This is a genomic window from Paenibacillus sp. FSL R5-0636 (assembly GCF_037974255.1).
GTDB classification, from domain to species: Bacteria; Bacillota; Bacilli; order Paenibacillales; family Paenibacillaceae; genus Paenibacillus_AQ; species Paenibacillus_AQ odorifer.
On the sequence record NZ_CP150232.1, the window covers coordinates 5,403,680 to 5,422,227 of the forward strand.

The window sequence follows — 18,548 nt, forward strand, 5'->3', positions numbered from 1 at the left end:
GTTATTGGTTCCAGTGTTTACCTTATTCCTTGATTTCTTTCACAACAATCCGTCCGCCCTCTACTTTAATAATAGAGACCGGTGCATTAGCACTAATAAAACTACCTTCTGTAACAACATCCACACGTTCGCCGCCTATCATAGCCGTTCCTGATGGACGAAGCGGAGTAATACTGGTTCCTGTAGCGCCTAATAAGCTAAGCTTCTCTTCTACGGGCACAAATCCCTGATCTTTAGTAAGGCTTTCCTTCAAAATAAATCTGTTCCAGATCCCTCGTTCTTTAAAAATGACCGCAACAATTACTACAACTATAGTCGCAGCTACGAAAGAGATACCTAGACTGAGAAGTGCATGCTTATAGCTGTAAGCAGCTCGTACGACACCCGCTACAAGGCTAACAGAGCCGAGCAGCCCCAATATTCCGAAGCTAGGCACAAAGAGCTCCAGCACAAGCATGACAAGCCCAATGATAAACAAGAGCCAAGTTTCCGCTCCGGCGAATCCTGCAACATAGTTGCCGAAGAAATATAACACAAAAGCCAATGTCCCGATAATTCCTGGCGCACCAAAGCCTGGAACAATCAGTTCAATTACAACGCCTGTAATCCCAATGAACAGCAGAATCGTCATAATAATCGGATTGGTCAGAAATTGCGACATTTTTTCCGCACCGGTATGCTCTACGCGAAAGATGTCGTCTGTAGTATATCCAAGCCAATGAATTGCTTCTTCAGGGGTATCTGTAATTTGATCAGCGTAACCAGCTTTTAAAGCTTCTTCACTAGACAAGGCAATGATTTCTCCCTGTGTCTTAGTCACACCAAGCTCTGGCTTATCCACGACCAAATTACTATCCACCATACCAGCGGCAATGTCTGGATCACGATCATTCAGAGCAGCAGCGCCAATCATTTTAGATCTCCAGTAGGATATCATTTTGGCATCATCGACTTTTTGACCATTCATGTCTACCAAAGAAGCAGAACCGATCATACTGCCCGGCTTCATGATTATTGCACCTGCATTAAGTGCTATGTAACTGCCTGCAGAAGCGGCATCACCTTTAATATAGGCAGCTGTTGGTATTTCACTCTCTCTTACCATCGTCCCAATCTCTTCTGCCGATTTCACCAGCCCTCCAGGTGTATCGACCTCTAGTAGAATAAGGACTGCTCCATAATTAGCGGCTTCTTCAAATCCTCTTTCCAAAAAGCTTTGCAAACCCCGTTCAATCTTTTGATCTACCGGAATAATAAACACGGGACCTTTTTTCAGCTCACTGTTCGTAACCCCCGGTGTTTTCGGGGCTGCCCCGTCAGCGCTTACATTCGTTGCAAAGGGTGTCAGGAGGAGTAACAGCAGGACCACAGGAATGCTAGCTAACAGTATTTTCTGTAATCTTCTCAATGATTTTACCTCCCTTCTTTAGCTTGACCCAGAACTCATAACCCTTAATACGCTGAAATTGGATTTACGTTTCATAACATAGAAAAGCACCCCTTTTGCAAGGGGTGCTAGTGCTATATTATTGCAGAAATTGCAGAACCGCCTGGTTCACGAGTTTACCATCAGCGCGACCTTTGACCTTAGGCATCAGTGCGCTCATGACCTTCCCCATTTCGCTCTTCGAAGAAGCACCGGTTTCCTGGATGGTCTGCTGTACAATTACTTTAATTTCTTCTTCGGAAAGTTGCTCGGGAAGATATTTAATAATAATCTCGATTTCTGCTTTTGTACTCGCGGCAAGCTCGTCGCGACCCGCTGATTCAAATTCTTGGAGGGCATCTTTGCGCTGTTTGATTTCACGACTAAGGATATCAAGCACTTCGTTGTCGTCCAATGTTCTCTTCAGATCTATTTCAAGATACTTTATTGTAGAACGAACCATTCGAATCGTGGAGAGCGTGAACTTGTCCTTACTCTTCATCGCTTGCTTCATATCTTCGTTCAATCTCTCGCTAAGATTCATGCGTGGGTAATCCTCCTAAAACTTTCTCTTACGAGCAGCCTCAGACTTCAGCTTTTTCTTAACGCTCGGCTTTTCGTAATGTTTGCGTTTCTTCACCTCAGCCAAGACACCATCTTTTGCGATGGAACGTTTAAAGCGACGAAGTGCAGCATCAATTGTCTCGTTTTTGCGAACTTTCGTTTCAGACACAGGTTTCCCCTCCCTCCGACCATACCGTCCAAGAGCATAACACGGTTTATCAAACTCCATTATAGGTCAAACGGAAATAACGTGTCAACCTTCGTGCTATTCTTTTTTCTGGCAAGTTCTTCAACATTAAATGATTATGCTATGCGTGGGAAGCTGAGTTTCCAGTGAGCGCACCCAGCTTGGCTCCACCCAGCAGGTGATAATGAAGATGAGGCACAGCTTGTCCACTATCAGGCCCGCAATTATTGATTAAACGATAACCAGACTCAGCAATCCCAAGGTCTTTGGCGATCTGTTGGGCCACACTGTGGATTTCAGCAATTAGCGGAAGATCCTCAGGTGTAACATCATTCATTGAAGCAATGAACTTCTTGGGAATGATCAACACATGTACCGGTGCAGCCGGCTCGATGTCGTAAAATGCAAGAATACGTTCATTCTCAAATACTTTTTTGGAAGGAATAGTACCCTCAATAATTTTGCTAAACACGGTCTCCATAGAGTGCTTGCCTCCTAAAAATTGGTGAAATTCCACTTCATCATAAGATAATCATACAGGATAATCATCAATTACGAAAGCAGCAAGCAAACTCAGTATAATCAGCACCAAACTGTATCTGTTACAGAATGAACCATTAAATAAATATATCAACACCGTTAGGCCTAAAAAAGACAAAAAAAAGAGAAACACCCTTCACAGCTTATAAAGCTGATTCGGCGGCGGACGTATGAAAAGGAGTTCATTCCCTGCCATACGTCCGCCGAGGTGTTTCTAAAGTAATGTCGGCTTAGCTGTATTATAACAGCGCGTTGATACTGTATCTGTGATAAGAATCACACACATTGTAGATCTTCACATTTTTTCCAAAAGGATCCGAGATCCCCCTCCACCCTGTTCAGCAGGTACTACTACCAGCTTGCGTGGCAGTCGTGCCCGAAGCTCTGGAACATGGCTGATAATGCCGACAGACAGTTGGTCGTTATGCAGTCTTTCCAGTGAGGTAATTACCGTATCGAGCAATTCCGGATCCAGCGTACCAAAACCTTCGTCCAAAAAGAAAAATTGCAATGGATACTGCCCCCGCAGCTGAATCTGTGCCGAAAGAGCAAGTGCAAGTGACAAGGAAGTTAAGAACGTCTCTCCGCCGGAAAGCGTGGAGACCGGTCTTCTTACACCACCGTTTCCATCATCACGGATTACAAAGCCACCGCCCGAATCAACCTCCAGTGCATAACGCTGTTTGCTCAGAAAACGAAGCCGCTGAGAAGCAGACTGGCACACCTGCATCAATTGTTCCTCCGCAATATACTCAACAAAAGCATTTCCACGTAAAACCGTCTGCAATTTGGACAAATGATCCTGTAGGGAAGCATGTTCTAGCCGCTGGGCTTCAAGCTCCATCCAGCGAATATGCCGATGCCGCAGATCCTCTAGATCTCGCTCTGCACGCGCTCTTGCTTGCAGAGACATTTCATCCTCTGACTTACACGCGCTTAAGCTCTCCTGGCTAACTTGCCATTCCTCTTCACTTAAGCTGGCTCCGTCAAGCTTCTCTTCAATATTGCGCAGCTGCAATGAGACTTCAGCTTCTTCAGCACGATGGGCACGTACCCGAGAAGATGAAATTTCCCGCTCTTCAGGTGCGAGAGCTGCTCCTTCAACCTCAGCGGCCGAACTAAACGGTGAAGAGGTTAAGCTTTGCTCCCACAGATGGCTTGAAGTCACATAATGCTCTCGAGCAGATTCTGCAGCCTGGCGGGTAATCGCTGCCTCCTTGATCTCATGCTGCGCTTTTTCCGCTGCCGTGAGATGTAATCGTTGGCTGGTCTCCACAGCTGCTAACAATTCCTGCAGACGACGCTCACACTCTGCTAGAAGTGGGGCAGCAGCGCGGCCATTAGTCCACTCTAGAAGACGCCGTTCTTTTTCACGCTGCAATTCTTCTTTGCCTTCCATCTGTGTATTCCACTGAGTAAGCTCTTTATCGAGTCCGGTGATAGTTTCCTGAAGATTCTGTACCGAAGCGCCTTTCTCATCCAGAAACTTGACACTGATTTCCAGTCGGGATCTAATTTCCTCAGCTTGAGCATCCTTGGCTAACAGCTCACGATAAGCTTTTTCTACCTCTTCCGGTGCCAAATCAGGGAACTGCTGTACCCAGTTCTGCCGCAAAGCGGTTAGTTGGCCACTCAGTTCCTTGGCTTTGGCGGTAAGACCTTCTACCCAGCTTCGCTCACCTTGGGCACCTGCTGCTTCTTTGAGGCATAGCTGCTGAACTTCCTGCATCGATTGCTGCCACTGTATCGCTGTACGACGCAGTTCTCCAGACTGGCTTTTTAATGCTAAAAATGCAGCATCAAGTTCTGCCAAAGCTTTTTCATCTGGGATGGACATATCGGTAGAGGAAACCTCTGTAGTACTGACTTCTGAACCTGCCGCCGCAGGATGATTTACCGTATCAAAAGCTCCATCACCAAACACCTGCTCCAGCCAAACCAGGTCCTGCTCCCTTAAACCACGGAACATATGGCGTGCTTCCAAAGCACGTCTGGACAACACCCGAGCCTGTTGAAGCTTTGACTCCAGTTCCTGTTGCTCTAGGTTATCCTGCAATACAGCAGGGGCCGGGTGGTGTTCGCTGCCACATACAGGGCAAGGTTGTCCTGCTTCCAATTCTTTAGCCAATCCAAGCGACAGTCTGTGCAACTCATGCCCCTTGAGGGCTGCTTCCAAAGAACTGATATGTTGCTCCAGGCTTTCTGCTGCGGTGCGCGCAGCTTCTTCTGTCGCTAGCAGCTTCTCTTGATGCAGCGCCGCCTCGCGGATCAGCTGCCCGCGAGAAGCTTCCTGCTGCTCGCGACGGCCCTCGGCCTCCGCGAGTCGCGCCTGCGCAGCCGCGAGTGCAGCGGCACGCTCGCGGCGCTCCTTCTCCGCCTTATCCCACTGGGATTCGGCGGAGTGCAGCCCTTGCAGTCTCTGCATCGCTTCTTGCAGAGACTGCCGCTCCTGGGAGCGGACACCGAGCGGCTGCAAGCTCTGCTGCAGCTCTTGCTGGCGCTTTTGGCCCTTGGCCAAAAGCTCACGCTCCCGGGCCATGCCCTCCCGCAGTTCCGCCAGCTTGCGGGAGGCCTCTTCGCGGCGCTCGCGCAGAGCCGCGAGTTCGCGCCGCAGGGCGCCGAGCTCGGACTCGAGCTCGAGCGCGCGGCGGTAGGTGTCGGCCCCCTGCCGGAGGGCCGGCTCTTCCGCCGCAAGCGCGGCCTGCGCAGCAGCCGCGGCCGCAGCGGCACGCGCCGCCTCCTGCTCGGCAGCGGCGGCCAGCACCTCTTGACCCTCCGCGCGGGTCAATCGGCTCTTGAAGGCATCTTCCGCGCTTCGCCATGCTTTCAGCGCGGGAAGCCTAGCCTCGGCCTCGTCAGCTTGGCCGAGCTTCCGTTCAAGGAGGAGAATCTCCTCCTCCTTGGAAAGCAGTCCCTGCCGCTGCAATTCGCGGCGGGTCCGTTCCTCTTGCAGCTCGCGAATGCGCGTGAAACGCTCCGCGACCTGCAGCGCCGCCTCCAGCTTGCGGCGGCATTCCGCAGCATGTTGGGCTGCTTGTTCGAGGCGCTCTGCCGCTGCCTCTACATCCTCTTTGCCTGCGCTGCCAAGCCCCTGCTGCTCCGCTTCGAGCGCGCGGAGCGCAGCCTCATTCTCCTTCACCCGTCGGCTAAGCTTCAACGCAAGCTGATCACCATACTGTTCCAAATGGAACAGGCGCTGCAGCATTTGTCGGCGGTCTACGCCCCGAAGCGATAAGAATTCGGCGAATTTCCCCTGCGGCAATACAACTGCTCGCGTGAAGTCATCCATTTTGAGTCCAATATGCTCTTCCACACAACGTGTAACATCTGCGAGTTTATCCGCCATAACGTTATCCCCGTCAGGTGTGACTTCAATGAAACGGCTAATGGTGTTGCTGACTGTTTGCTCACCAGTCCGCTTGAACTTACGTTCAACACGATAACGATGTACCCCAGCGGAAGAAGTGAGCTCAAAGGTAAACGCCACGCTGAGTGAATCCTCAGAGTGATTCATAATCCCCTGTGTCCCGTTAACGGCGCGCTCTACTTTCCCGTACATCGCCAAAGTAATAGCATCCAGCAAACTGGACTTGCCGCTGCCCGTAGGTCCAAAAATCCCAAACAGCCCAGTCTCACACAGACTTTCAAAATCTATTTCCTGCATTTCTCTATAACTCTGCAATCCTGCTACTTTTAATAAAATAGGCTTCACCTTAGTTCTCCTCTCCTTCCTCCGGCTGCTGCCGTTCTTCTTCGGTTAGCTGTAAGAACAGCTCAATCAAACGATCCTCCGGCTCCGCCCCGCCCGTCTGGCGCTGATAGAATTTACGGAACAATTCCTGTACAGGCATACGTGAACGGGAAATTTGTTCAAGCTCCAGCTCCATTTGCGGATAAATCGGACGAATATGAATGATCCCCTCACGTGATTTACGCAGGCGCTGAATATCATTCATCGACATAGCTTCACTGAGCCGAATCTCCAAATCTATAAAAGCAGAAGCATCTCTACCTTCATCCAACCAGTTATATACCTCTTGCAATCCACCCGTAGAGCTCCATCTTACAAGTGGGCGCCCACAGCGAAGATAGATTTCTTCGAAGGTCGGCTCACCGCCCGGCGCAACATCAATCAGCGTCACCGACTTGGCTTGTCCTGCTTCAGAAAAGCTATATGCCAACGGGGATCCGCTATAACGGATCATCCCTTCCCCTTTAACACGCTGAGCGCGATGAAGATGGCCTAGGGCAGTATATTGCGCTCCACAGGATAAAGCAGAAGGATCTACAGTGTAAGCCCCGCCCACTTGAATCGGGCGTTCCGAATCACTCTCTACACCACCCAGCACATAAATATGGCTCATCGCCAAATTTACGGTTTGTCGGGTAAATTCCCTTCCCAACAGCTGCATGAGTTTGCCTACCCGTGCGCTGTAAGCCAGTCGAAGCTCCTCTTCCCCGCTGTCCCCAGCAAGCAGCTCACCAAGACGTGCCTCTGAGGGATAGGGAAGGGCTGCGATTTTGGCAATCTCACCCGTGCGCGCAGCATGAACTGTCACTGGCTCTGAGGTTGGAAGTCCTACCAAGGTAATCCCCTGCCTTAATACAAGCGGGGAGACTGAAGATACGCGCTCCGGTTGGTCATGATTGCCGGCAATCACCACAAGGGGCCTGCCCCCTGAAGATAGCCTGGCAGCAGCCTCATAGAATAATTGCTCCGAAGCCGCTGGTGGATTAACGGAATCGTACACATCTCCCGCCATCATAATCAAATCCACCTTATGAAAATCGGCGATCTCCACCAATTCATCTATGAACTGCTCTTGCTCCTTCTGGCGGCTTCTTCCCTCCAGCGTACGGCCCAAGTGCCAATCCCCCGTATGCAATATCCGCATCTTCGTCCTCTTTCCCCGCTCCTATGCGGCAATGAATAATTTATAATTTCACAGCATGATCGCCGTCAAAAAAGTACAGCCAAATCTCGCTGATCGGTTCTCCCAAAATATCATGTAATGCCTTGCTGTATAACTCTAGCTGAAAACGATATTTTTCCTTAAGTGCTTCTAGGCCGCCCTGATGTTCTAATACAGAGTCCGTCTTATAGTCTAGCAGAATAATCCGGTCCTCTTCTCGGAACAGGCAGTCAATGACCCCTTGAATTAGCACAGCCTCACTAAAGCCTTCCTTATTGTTCTCAGGGGTAAGCTCCGAGACGGCTTCATTCATATAATCGAGCCCTCGATAAGCCTCACCTGCGGGAACCATATAACTGAATGGCATTTCTCTAAGCTTCCAAGAAGAAGCTATTAATCTACGTCCAAGTTCATTAGTATAAAAAGCTTCTATCTGATCGGGAGCTACAGCCTCCACCTGCTCAGCAGTTAGAATAGCCACTCTCTGAAGCCGGGCTAAGGTTTCTTCCACAACCATAGGATCAACTGAACCCTCCAGCGGAATATGCTGCATGACTGTATGGTATGCTGTCCCGCGTTCCGCTGGGGTCAGACTGCGTTTTTCCATAAATTTCGGACGCCGCAAATGAAGACTGTCCGCACCTGCAACACTTGGACGTTTATCGTTTTCTATTGAGGTTGTAGAATTGCCTTCTTCCAGCAGATCAAAAGAGGGCTGCTCCTGTAATGACAACAACGCTTTTAACTCCGTAACAGAAGTTTTAGCCGGAATACCTGAGGCTGCCGCATACGGATAATTCCATTCCAGTCTTCTAGCAATTTCATCGCTAGTCTCTGTTTCATATATATTTACAGATTCACCCTTATGCAGTGCTTCGAGTACAGCTTGCCGTTCCTCTACCTTATCTTCAGTCTGATCCGTTGGCAGGAACGCCCCAGAATTAAGTTCGGAAGCATTTTGCACACTGATGCTCCAGTTGGAGACATCGTTGTGCAGCACCGTGGAGACGGTACCTTCTGAACCGCCCAGCTTACGAAGAATCGCCGCAGCAGGGTGCCGGATCAATGCCGGTCCAACCCAATCCAAATAGCTGCGCCCTCGGGCCAGCAGATGGTCTGCAAGCAGCAGCTCATCCCGGTTCTGTACGCTGCTCCAGCTAGCGATTTTGCGTGGCAAATCTCTTACGGTGCCCACTAGAATCATTTTATCTCTCGGACGAGTTAACGCCACATATAATACACGCATTTCCTCAGCTAATAACTCAAGCCGTGTACGCCGGTTAATAGCCAGATAAGGAAGTGTTGGGTAACTAACTCGCGTTTCCCGTTCCACAAAACGTGGCCCAAAGCCAAGCTCTTTGTGCATAAGAAATGGCGAATGCAAATCTTGTCGATTGAACTGTTTTGCCATCCCGGCTACAAAAACAACAGGGAACTCCAGACCTTTGGATTTATGGATGGTCATGATTCTGACGCCATTGCCTTCTTCACCGCCACCGCCAGCTACACCCAGATCTCCGCCATTCTCACGAAGCCGTGAAATGAACACCAGAAAACGGAACAATCCGCGTGCTGCGGTGTCATTCTCAAATTGCACAGCCCGATCATACAAAGCTTTAAGATTGTTCTGGCGCTGCGAGCCTCCAGGCAGTCCTCCAACCCATTCCAGATAGCCGCTCTCCCCATAGATACGCCAGATCAGCTCACTGAGACTACCTTGTCTAGCCGCATTTCTCCAGCTTTCCAGCTGTTCTAGGAAATGTTTAAGCTTGCGCTTCAGTTCTGGACTGATCTGCGGCAGATCTTTATCAGGTAAAACATTATTTTCGACGGTGCTTGCGGATTCAATCACATGAGCCGAGAAGAGGTCATACTCTTCTTCAGCCTCTTTTGCATCTTGCATATCCACCGCCATCTGTACTGCTTGAAAAAAAGGACCCTGACTACACATACGCACCGTAGCCAATTCTTCTTCCGTTAATCCGACCACAGGTGAACGAAGTACGCCAGCCAGCGGAATGTCCTGCTGAGGATTATCAACTATTTTTAAGAGGGAAAGTGCAATTTCCACTTCTGTAGCTTCAAAATAACCTTTATTCAGATCACCATAAGCAGGGATTCCTTCCATCCGAAGCTCTTCGATGATTAGAGGGGTCCAGATTCTTGCCGAGCGAAGCAGGATCACGATATCACCGTAAATAACCGGACGCATAATCTTGAGTCCTTTATCGTAGATAAGCAGTGGCGATCCACCGGTCATCCCCGTCATTTGTGAAATACGCCGGGCAATTGCCCGTGCTTCCAGCTGCGCCGTCTCGCTCTCAATGGCTTCACTCTCCTGAAGTGGCGCCTCACCGTCTTCAGAAGTCTCTTCCGACTTCCCTGCTGCCGAACCACGATCAATCAATAATAACTCCGGTGCAAAAAAGATATCAGGCCCCTTCTCTGCTGCACCTGGGAAATTCGCTCCGTAAACAAGCTCAGCGCGTTCATCATAATTAATCTCCGCTACCGTCTCATTCATAATCTGCCGGAAGATCATATTCACGGCATTTACAACCTCCATGCGACTGCGAAAATTACGGGCCAGATCGATGACCGAACCGCTAGATGATTCATTAGTAATTTCAGATAGATCATCGAATTGGTGTGAGCCAAAGCTGCGGTATTTATCCAGGAATAGCCCCGGCTCCGCCAGACGGAATCGATAGATACTTTGCTTCATATCTCCGACCATAAACCGGTTACCGGGTGTTTCACGGGATATTAGCCGCACAATCTCCTCTTGCACACTATTCGTATCCTGATACTCATCCAGCAGAACCTCATCGAATTGAGCACGGTATTCCATAGCTGCATCAGAAGGTAGGGAATGACCGGGCGTAGAGTCCGAATGGCGTAGAATTTGCAGACAATAATGCTCCAAATCACTGAAGTCGACTAGACCTCTTCCGGCTTTTTCAATTCTATAACGTTCACCGAATGCTATCACTGTCTCTGCAAGCTCTGCCATCAGTGGAGCCGCTTCGTTCAGCTCTTTCAAAAAAACCTCAGGCGGACGGCCAAACAATGCTTTCTGAAGATCTAAAATACTCTTCTTCACACTGTCGCGCAGTTCCTTCACCATTTCCTGCAGTCCAGGATCTGTCGAATCCTTCTTACAAGCCTTTAATTTCCCAAAATATACTTCCATGAAAATATCATATAATTCTGCCCAAGGTCGTTCGTTTACGGCATCCTGCAGTGCATTTACCATCTCAAGATCAGCGGTTAAATTCTCAGCATAGGGTGCCGGACCGCCCGGCTGCAGTGCAATCTCCCGGCCTTGAATCAGCTGACTGGCTGCGCCCGCAAGTGTCAGCTTCGCTTCTTCAAGAATGCTCAGCACCCATGGCGTTCCACCCAGACTTTCGGTGTCTGGCAATGAGAAATCAGCTGCAGTATTACGGAGCCATTGCGCAGGCCAAGGATGGCTGCGGGCATAATCATGCAATCGCTGTATGAGCGCATGCACTGCATCATCACTGCGTTCACCACTGAACCAATCAGCGAGCTGCACAAATATACTATCCTCGCCATCCGCACCTGCTTCACCGTACTTTTCCTCCAGCAACTCTTCGAGCAGCTCCTGCCGCATCATCTCCGCTTCATGCTCATTTAATATGCGGAAACCCGGATCAATCGGAATCATTTGATAATAACGCCGGATCACTTCCAGACAGAAGGAGTGCAACGTTGTAATCGAAGCTTTGCCCAGCAGGGATAGCTGACGGCGCAAATGGTCGTTCTCCCCATTCTCCTCCAGCTCCCGATCAAGGGCTTCCCTGATCCGCTGCCGCATTTCGGCAGCCGCAGCTTTGGTAAACGTAGCTACTAATAGCCTGTCTACACTGAAGCCGTTCTCTTCCTTACTGATTTTTCGAATAATCCGTTCTACCAGCACCGCCGTCTTACCGGAACCTGCTGCCGCAGCAACGAGGATGTCATCACCGCTCTCCGCAATGGCGCGCCACTGGTCATCACTCCATATACTTCCTTCCGGTTTCGCTTCTATTTCAGCCTTCATACTCAAGGTGTAGTTCCTCCTTTGCGGGACAGCAGATCCCATATAACGTCCTTCCCTGGCTTACCCAGATTGTTATAGCTGTTGCCTTCCACAGCTTCATCGAACTGGCAGACAGGTCTAAAGGAACAGAATGTGCAGGCGGTCTCCTGCCCAATTCGGTACGGCTCAATCGCCACATCACCTTCTGTAATCCGTGTCCCGATATCCGAAATTGTCCCTCTAACGGAGGATAATAGATGACCCCACTGCTCTGGTGTAGCTACTGAAGCACTGCTATAAAAGCTGCCGTCAGCTTTTACTGCTACAGGCACGATAGAAGAATACCCTTTGTCTAAAGTGGTATCCATCAGGGAGACAACCTCACGATCTGCTGTAAGTAGTCCTTTCATCTTGAAGCGTTTCAACAGCTCTTGCTCAGCCTGTTCCTTGTTCATCCCATTGGATGAGGTCAACAACGGATCATGCACATGGAAATAAAGTGTGCCGGCTGGAAGTGCCGGCTGCCCCAGCCATTGCTCCGAATATGTTAGCAGCACATCCAAATAAGTCAGCATTTGCAGCGATAATCCATAATACACCTCATGCAGCTTGAGATCCTTTTGGCTCGATTTATAATCAATTACCCGCAGAAGAATTCCGTTCTCTCCACGGGCCATATCTACACGGTCAATCCGGCCAACAACCTCCATCACGCAGCCATTTGGCAGCGTAATCCTTAAAGGCGGCAACTCCTTATCCGGTCCAAAGTCCAGCTCCAGCCCTACTGGCTCAAAGCTGCCCCGGCGGGCGTGCTCGCCCAGAATCACAGAAGCACGTCCAACAATATTCTTAAGCTTACGGGAGATGTACCCGTAACGTTTGGAGCTCATTAGGATTTCACCCTGCAACATCGGAGATAGCCGCTCTACTGTCTCACTGGCCTCACGCCGACATTCATCCGGAGACAAGCTGCCCCAGCCCCGTCCCTCTTGTTTCAGTCTTATCGCCATATCACTTAACGCAGCATGGAACAGCTGTCCAATATCAGGTGCTTGCAGCTTATATAGCTGACGCTCCTTCAGTCTTAGTCCGTAGGACGCAAAATGGGAAAATGAGCACGCAACAAATTTCTCCATCCGGGACACACTGCCCCGCAGTGTTGAGCCACCATACAATCTGAGGCTTGTGCCACGCTTTAGCTTCGTTCCCTCATTACGATAGAACAGTGAGCTTAGCAAACGTTCCAGTTGAAATTTACGATCTTCGTTCTTAGTAAACCAGTTATACACATCCCACCATAGCTCCGGAATTTCTGTCCCCTGGCGCCACTGCCGCAGCTGCATAATCAATGCGCGAAGACTCTGTTCTGGTTGACCAATGAAACCGAGATGAATAGGATTTCCGACTTCTGCCGGTAGTCCCGCAGGGGGAAGTGCTGACAAGCTATGCTCTTGAACCCTTGGGAACATTCTATGCAAATGCCGGATAACCTCAGAGGGAAGGAGAGCTTTGCCCTCATCATCCGCTGTAGCGTAGCTAATCCAGAGCTTTTGGCTTCCTGTCGTTAGCGCATTATAGATCAGAAACCGCTCGTCCAGTAGTTTACGAGAAGCGCCGGGAGCAAGCTCCATTCCAGCATTCTCTAGTACGGAGCGTTCACCTTCCGAGAGAATTCCATCTTCCTTAAACTGCGCAGGCACAACACCTTCATTAAATCCAAGCAAAAAAGCGTATTTAACCCCTGTTGGGCGAGTCCGATCCATATTGCCGACCAATACTTGATCCAGTGCGGGCGGAACTAGTCCCATTTTAAGCTCAGCAAGTCCTGTCTCTAGAACTCCGGTGAACACTTCAAACTCAAGTCTTTCATTGCCCATCATTTCTACTATCTGATCTAGCAGATCAAGTACCGCACCCCACAACTGGCTATGTTCCCTAGCCTTCTCGGGTTGGCCCTTCTCCATAGACTTAACACTGAGTTTCTCCAGCTTTCGTGCAACATCCGTCTCTTCAAGCAGCTTGTACATTGCCGTACATAGTTCAAGGCCGCTTCGGCTTTTCTGGATTCGTTTCTCAAAAGCAAATAAAGGACCTGTTATACTAGCACGGCATCGTTCCATAGTAGCAAGCAGTTCATCATCCATCTGTCTGCCGCCTTCCAGCGACAAGCTAGGAATACCTTTCCATGAGCGGCCATCCGTCCAGCGATACCCTTGAATCCCACAAGCCAGCACATAGTTTTCTAAAGCATCCATATCCTCACGTGTAATACTACCGTCTAGCGGAAGCAAAAGCTCCGTCTTTACGCAACGGAATACATCCTCGTAACGCCAGCGACGACGCACTACATCCAGCGCGGAACGTATAAATTCCACTAGCGGATGATGCAGCTCATTTACCTTCTGGTCCAGAAAAAATGGCACTCCGTAATCTTGGAACAACGGTTGGATCAGCTGCTCGTAATCGCCAATATTGCGCATCAATACAGCCATTTCGCCATATTTTGCACCTTCATCACGCGCCAGTCTAGTCATTTCGCGCAGTGCTCCCTCAACCTCTGCTCTGTGCGAAACTGCGGCGCCTATGGATATAGCCTCTCTTGCCAGTTCATCCGCACCTATCCAGGCCTTCCGGCGATCATATCCCCGTTCAAGGTGAGCAAGTACTGGACTTTCTTCAAAACGTGGAAGAACCGTTGGCTCCAGCAGCTCGTCCCACACATCAATGCCCAGCTCTTCAGCTATTCCACGCAGTTTAATGTAAGTAACCGCAGTGGGGTGAAACAATTCAAGCTCATTCAACTGATCTCCATATGGGTAAGGACGATCAATTGTAAGCGAAACGGTCAGCTGCGAAGCTTGCTGCATCAATTCTCGAAGCACTACGAATTCCTGCGGAGTAAATCCATGGAATCCATCTACCCAAATCTCCGCCCCGCGAATATAGGAGGAATCAGGAATATGCTCAGCCAGTTCTGCTAAACGATCCTCTTCATCGATATAGAGACGTGACATTTCCTTCTCTAAATCGCTGAATACCAGCTGCAAATCATCCAGCTTACCCTCAAGAATAGGACTTCTTGCAATAGCTCCTCGCATAGCGGACAACTGCTCTTCTAAATCAGTGGAACCCAAACAGCAACGCTTCATCTCCGTGTGCAGTTGGTTCAGACGTTCCACAAAACCCGGTCTGTCTGCTGAGGCACCGAACAATTTCAGTTCCTCTTTGCGACGACTGATGATTTTGTAAATTAACATTTTCTTACCTTCATCACTGATTGGCAGACTTGCACTGCCACCAGTTTCCTGCTTCACACGATAGGCAAGCCGCGAAAAACTCAGTGTCTGCGCCCGAAGGCTTCCCTTCACATTCCCTACGGTCAGAAGCCCCCGTTCTGCTCCAAAAGAACCTTGCTCTGGCACAAGAATAATAATCGGCGCACCAAGCGGTTCCTTCTCTAAGGAAGAAGAGATAGATTCCCATATTTTTGTTGTCTTGCCACTGCCCGAGCGGCCTAGTAAAAAGGTTACCGACATAAATGATAGACTCCTTCCGTAACGGAGAAAATATATAAATTACAAGGTGAAATATCCACCTATTGATTACACTCCAATTAAAAAAGTTCAGTGATTCCTCGTCCCTTCAGTATATCATAACCACACTAATCGGAACATGTGTTTGCTAGTATTTTCTAATGTTTTACAAAGGATAACAGCTACGAGTACAAATAAAAAAAAGCAAACCTCCGGATTTTGGCGGCTTGCTTTTTAGAGTGTTTAGTTTGTTTTTAATGCCAGATGTGCAACGTTAGATAGGAGCTGCCAATGTCAGAGCATAGGGTCAATGTTAGACTGTTCGGCGTTCAGTGCTCAGCGTTCAGCGTTCAATACTCAACACTCAACACTCAACACTCAACACTCAACACTCAACACTCAACATTAGCACTCTACGCCTATCGTTTTGTAATCCGCATTCCGCATATCATAATTCAATAAGCATCATTCGTTGTTTACCATTTAGTATTCAGCGTTCAAATTGCACATTTTGGGCTAGGCTTGTTTCATTAATTACTTACGGACCCAGGAGCCGTTATTCGTGGATTCAGTGCTGTTTTGGCAACTTTTCGGACCCCATTGACGCTATTCTTCGAAAATGTGTTGCATTACGGGTGTTTTAAGAGCAATAGCGCCTTTGGGGTCTGTAAGAATTCAATAATAGGCTGTTTACGCTAAATAGAGTCATCTGAGTCCGTTGGCAACTACTTGCCTTACAGTCGACTCACGGCCACCCTACGTCCCGCCCTTTTATCCTATTTGTTACTTGGCACTGTAAACCTTTTTGACCTTCAGGCTTATTTTTTACTCCGCACTTCAAAAATCGCAAACTTCAGATAGTGTCCTTCGTTAACGCCAAGTATTTGTGGGTGGTCTTTGCCTGCGGCCCGCCATTCCACAAGTCTCAACACCTTGCCAGCATCTTTAGCTGCATCGGCAATCGTTTCGAGGAACAGATCTGGCTGCATATGGTAAGAACAGCTTGCGGTAACCAAATAGCCGCCTTCGTTCACCAGCTTCATCCCGTGCAGATTGATATCCTTGTAACCACGGCAAGCGCCAGCTACTGCACTTTTGGTTTTGGCAAACGCCGGAGGGTCCAGGATGACTACATCCCAAGTTCTTCCTCCACCTGCCGTCATCGGCTTGGATGTGTCGGTTTTGGCTGTTTTGCCTCCGGATTTAGGATTTGTAGCAGCTGCTGCCGTCTCTGTTCCACTTGCAACTGTCGCCCGTTCAGAACGTTCCTCTAGTCCTTTAACCTGATTCCGTAAATATGCAAAAGCATCATCCACTACGAATTCAACACGATCGCTAAAGCCGTTCAGCTCCACATTCACTTTGGCACTCTCAATGGCATGCGCTGAAACATCGAGGCAGGTTACTTTTTTCGCGCCATACTTGCAGGCATGCAGCGTGAAGCTGCCCGTATGTGAGAAGCATTCCAGCACTGTCGCACCGTCCCAATAAGGGAACGTTACATGTTTACCGCTCTTATTAACTGGCAAGGTCTGTAGCGAACCCTCCTCAGTTTCGATTTCCTGCAGCGTAATGCCGCTTCGTCCCCCCCAGCCTTTCATGAGCGGAGCAATAGAAGCTCTATTCTCACGTTGGTCAAAGAAGTAGCCAGTCTTCTGGCCTTCTTCAATATCAACGACCAGCTTCAGGCCATTCTCACTCACAGTTACATGCCGTGGACACTCCCCATACAGCAAACCCGTTGTCTGCTCCATACCTTCAAGCTCGCGCACACTAACATCACTGCGCTCATAGATTCCGCGCGGTGCCATAACCTGCACCAATGCTTCGACGATTTCTGCACGCCGCTTGTCCATTCCGAGCGTAAGCAGCTGCACAACCAAAATATCTCCGAATCGATCTACAATAAGCCCCGGCAAAAAGTCCGCTTCACCATAAACCAAGCGATAAGCATCCGCACCCGGAAGGAACCGATTTCTGTGTTGCAGACAATTCGCAAAACGTTCTGCAAAAAAGGCTGTATCCATGATCGCAAGGGGTCCCTGTGATACAATTCTTACCCGAATCTGTGACGCTGGATTGTAATATCCCACGGCCAAAAATCGGCCCTGATGATTAAGGACATCTACTAATCCCCCCGCTTCCGGATTTCCTTCTACCGATGCGACTTCACCTGCATAGACCCATGGATGGCCCTGTTCCAGTCTTTTTTTGCGATTGCGTTCTAAAATAACCGATGGCAATGACTTCAACTCCCTGTTTTTCTAAAAATGTTTTTATACATGTCCCATGCAATACATTCATATATTGGTGTACAACCCTCGTCCAAAGGAGTATGCCCTATGTTCAGTGATTTGCTGTTCCCTATCATATATGGTCTTGTTATCTTTCTAGCCGGCATGAAGCTGATGGAAACGGCGTTGTCCAAGCTAGCAGGCCCTCTATTAACTACAAGTCTAAATAGAGCTACCTCAACACCTATTAAAGGAATGATTTCCAGCAGCCTGTTGTCCGCCTTACTCCAGAGCAGTACTGCTGTAACGGTGTTGACTATCGGCATGGTCAATGCCGGCCTGCTCACCTATGCCCGCACACTTGGCATTATCTTGGGCAGCAACATCGGCACCACATTAACTACAGAATTGATCGGACTTCAGATCAATACCATGGCCACGCCCTTGCTGGCAGCCTCGCTCAGTCTGTGGGCAGCGGCAGTTATTGCAGGCGAACTGCCGCCTACATCGCGAGTGGCAGAGCTCTGCCACAAAATATCCCCGCCACTGCAATTTATCAGTCTGGCTGTATCAGGCTTCGCCCTCGTCCTATGGGGGATCGCTGTCATGCAGTCTATCGGCGGAATACTTCAGGAAAGTGGCTTATTCCTCTGGTTCCTAAACCATGCCGCTACAAGTGCCCTATGGGGGCTCGCCGCTGGAGCGTGCCTAACAGCCCTGCTCCATAGCAGCGCTGCTGTCATAGCTATGGCTATGAGCATTGCCGCCTCGGGTGCCATGCCGCCTGAGCTAGGTATAGCCATAGTGCTAGGCGCCAACGTAGGCACCTGTGTCACAGCGGTCATTGCTTCCATCGGCGGCACGCCATCCGGCGTCTTCGTCGCTTGGTCCCATGTTGCGCTTAATGTAGGCGGTGCACTACTATTCTTGCCCATGATCGGGCTGCTACAAGCAAGTGCAGCATGGATTGGTGGAGGACCTGCTTCACAAATCGCCCACGCCCAGACCATTTTCAACGTAGTCTGCTCACTTCTAGCACTGCCATTATGTTACCTGCCTATATGGACAAAACTGGAAAAACGTCTTCAGTCTTAGCTTAAAGGTAC

10 protein-coding genes are annotated in these 18,548 nt (G+C 49.4%); 1 reads left to right on the plus strand and 9 read right to left on the minus strand.

The features are described 5' to 3' along the window. Positions 1–22: 22 nt before the first annotated feature. The 9 genes from MKX34_RS24745 to MKX34_RS24785 form a co-directional block, all read right to left on the minus strand. Positions 23–1,408, minus strand: a complete 1,386-nt coding sequence (locus MKX34_RS24745) for an NfeD family protein (protein WP_076297521.1) — start codon at positions 1,406–1,408, stop codon at positions 23–25. A gap of 118 nt (positions 1,409–1,526) precedes the next feature. Next, the gene (locus MKX34_RS24750) at positions 1,527–1,970 is read right to left on the minus strand and encodes a GatB/YqeY domain-containing protein (protein ID WP_036683862.1); all 444 of its coding nucleotides are present in this window, start codon (positions 1,968–1,970) and stop codon (positions 1,527–1,529) included. Between the two features lie 15 nt (positions 1,971–1,985). Further along, the gene (rpsU, locus tag MKX34_RS24755) at positions 1,986–2,159 is read right to left on the minus strand and encodes a 30S ribosomal protein S21 (RefSeq protein WP_036657994.1); all 174 of its coding nucleotides are present in this window, start codon (positions 2,157–2,159) and stop codon (positions 1,986–1,988) included. Positions 2,160–2,298: 139 nt separating this feature from the next. Then, on the minus strand, positions 2,299–2,658 hold the full coding sequence (locus tag MKX34_RS24760; RefSeq protein WP_036683863.1) for a histidine triad nucleotide-binding protein: 360 nt from the start codon (positions 2,656–2,658) through the stop codon (positions 2,299–2,301). Between the two features lie 354 nt (positions 2,659–3,012). Beyond that, positions 3,013–6,429: an AAA family ATPase gene (locus tag MKX34_RS24765; RefSeq protein WP_076297522.1), complete on the minus strand. Its 3,417-nt coding sequence runs from the start codon at positions 6,427–6,429 to the stop codon at positions 3,013–3,015. A gap of 1 nt (position 6,430) precedes the next feature. Beyond that, on the minus strand, positions 6,431–7,612 hold the full coding sequence (locus MKX34_RS24770; protein ID WP_036683873.1) for an exonuclease SbcCD subunit D: 1,182 nt from the start codon (positions 7,610–7,612) through the stop codon (positions 6,431–6,433). 40 nt (positions 7,613–7,652) lie between these two features. Then, complete coding sequence (gene addA / locus MKX34_RS24775) at positions 7,653–11,696, minus strand: helicase-exonuclease AddAB subunit AddA (RefSeq protein WP_076297554.1); 4,044 nt, start codon at positions 11,694–11,696, stop codon at positions 7,653–7,655. Positions 11,697–11,698: 2 nt separating this feature from the next. Then, complete coding sequence (gene addB, locus MKX34_RS24780) at positions 11,699–15,211, minus strand: helicase-exonuclease AddAB subunit AddB (RefSeq protein ID WP_076297523.1); 3,513 nt, start codon at positions 15,209–15,211, stop codon at positions 11,699–11,701. Positions 15,212–16,026: 815 nt separating this feature from the next. Next, positions 16,027–17,451 (minus strand): class I SAM-dependent rRNA methyltransferase, encoded by a 1,425-nt coding sequence (locus MKX34_RS24785; RefSeq protein WP_076297524.1) that lies wholly within the window; start codon positions 17,449–17,451, stop codon positions 16,027–16,029. Positions 17,452–17,550: 99 nt separating this feature from the next. Here MKX34_RS24785 and MKX34_RS24790 point away from each other — a divergent pair, with 99 nt between their 5' ends. Beyond that, positions 17,551–18,537 carry a Na/Pi symporter gene (locus MKX34_RS24790; protein ID WP_076297525.1) on the plus strand — a complete coding sequence of 329 codons (987 nt, stop codon included), beginning with the start codon at positions 17,551–17,553 and terminating at the stop codon, positions 18,535–18,537. Positions 18,538–18,548 lie beyond the last annotated feature (11 nt).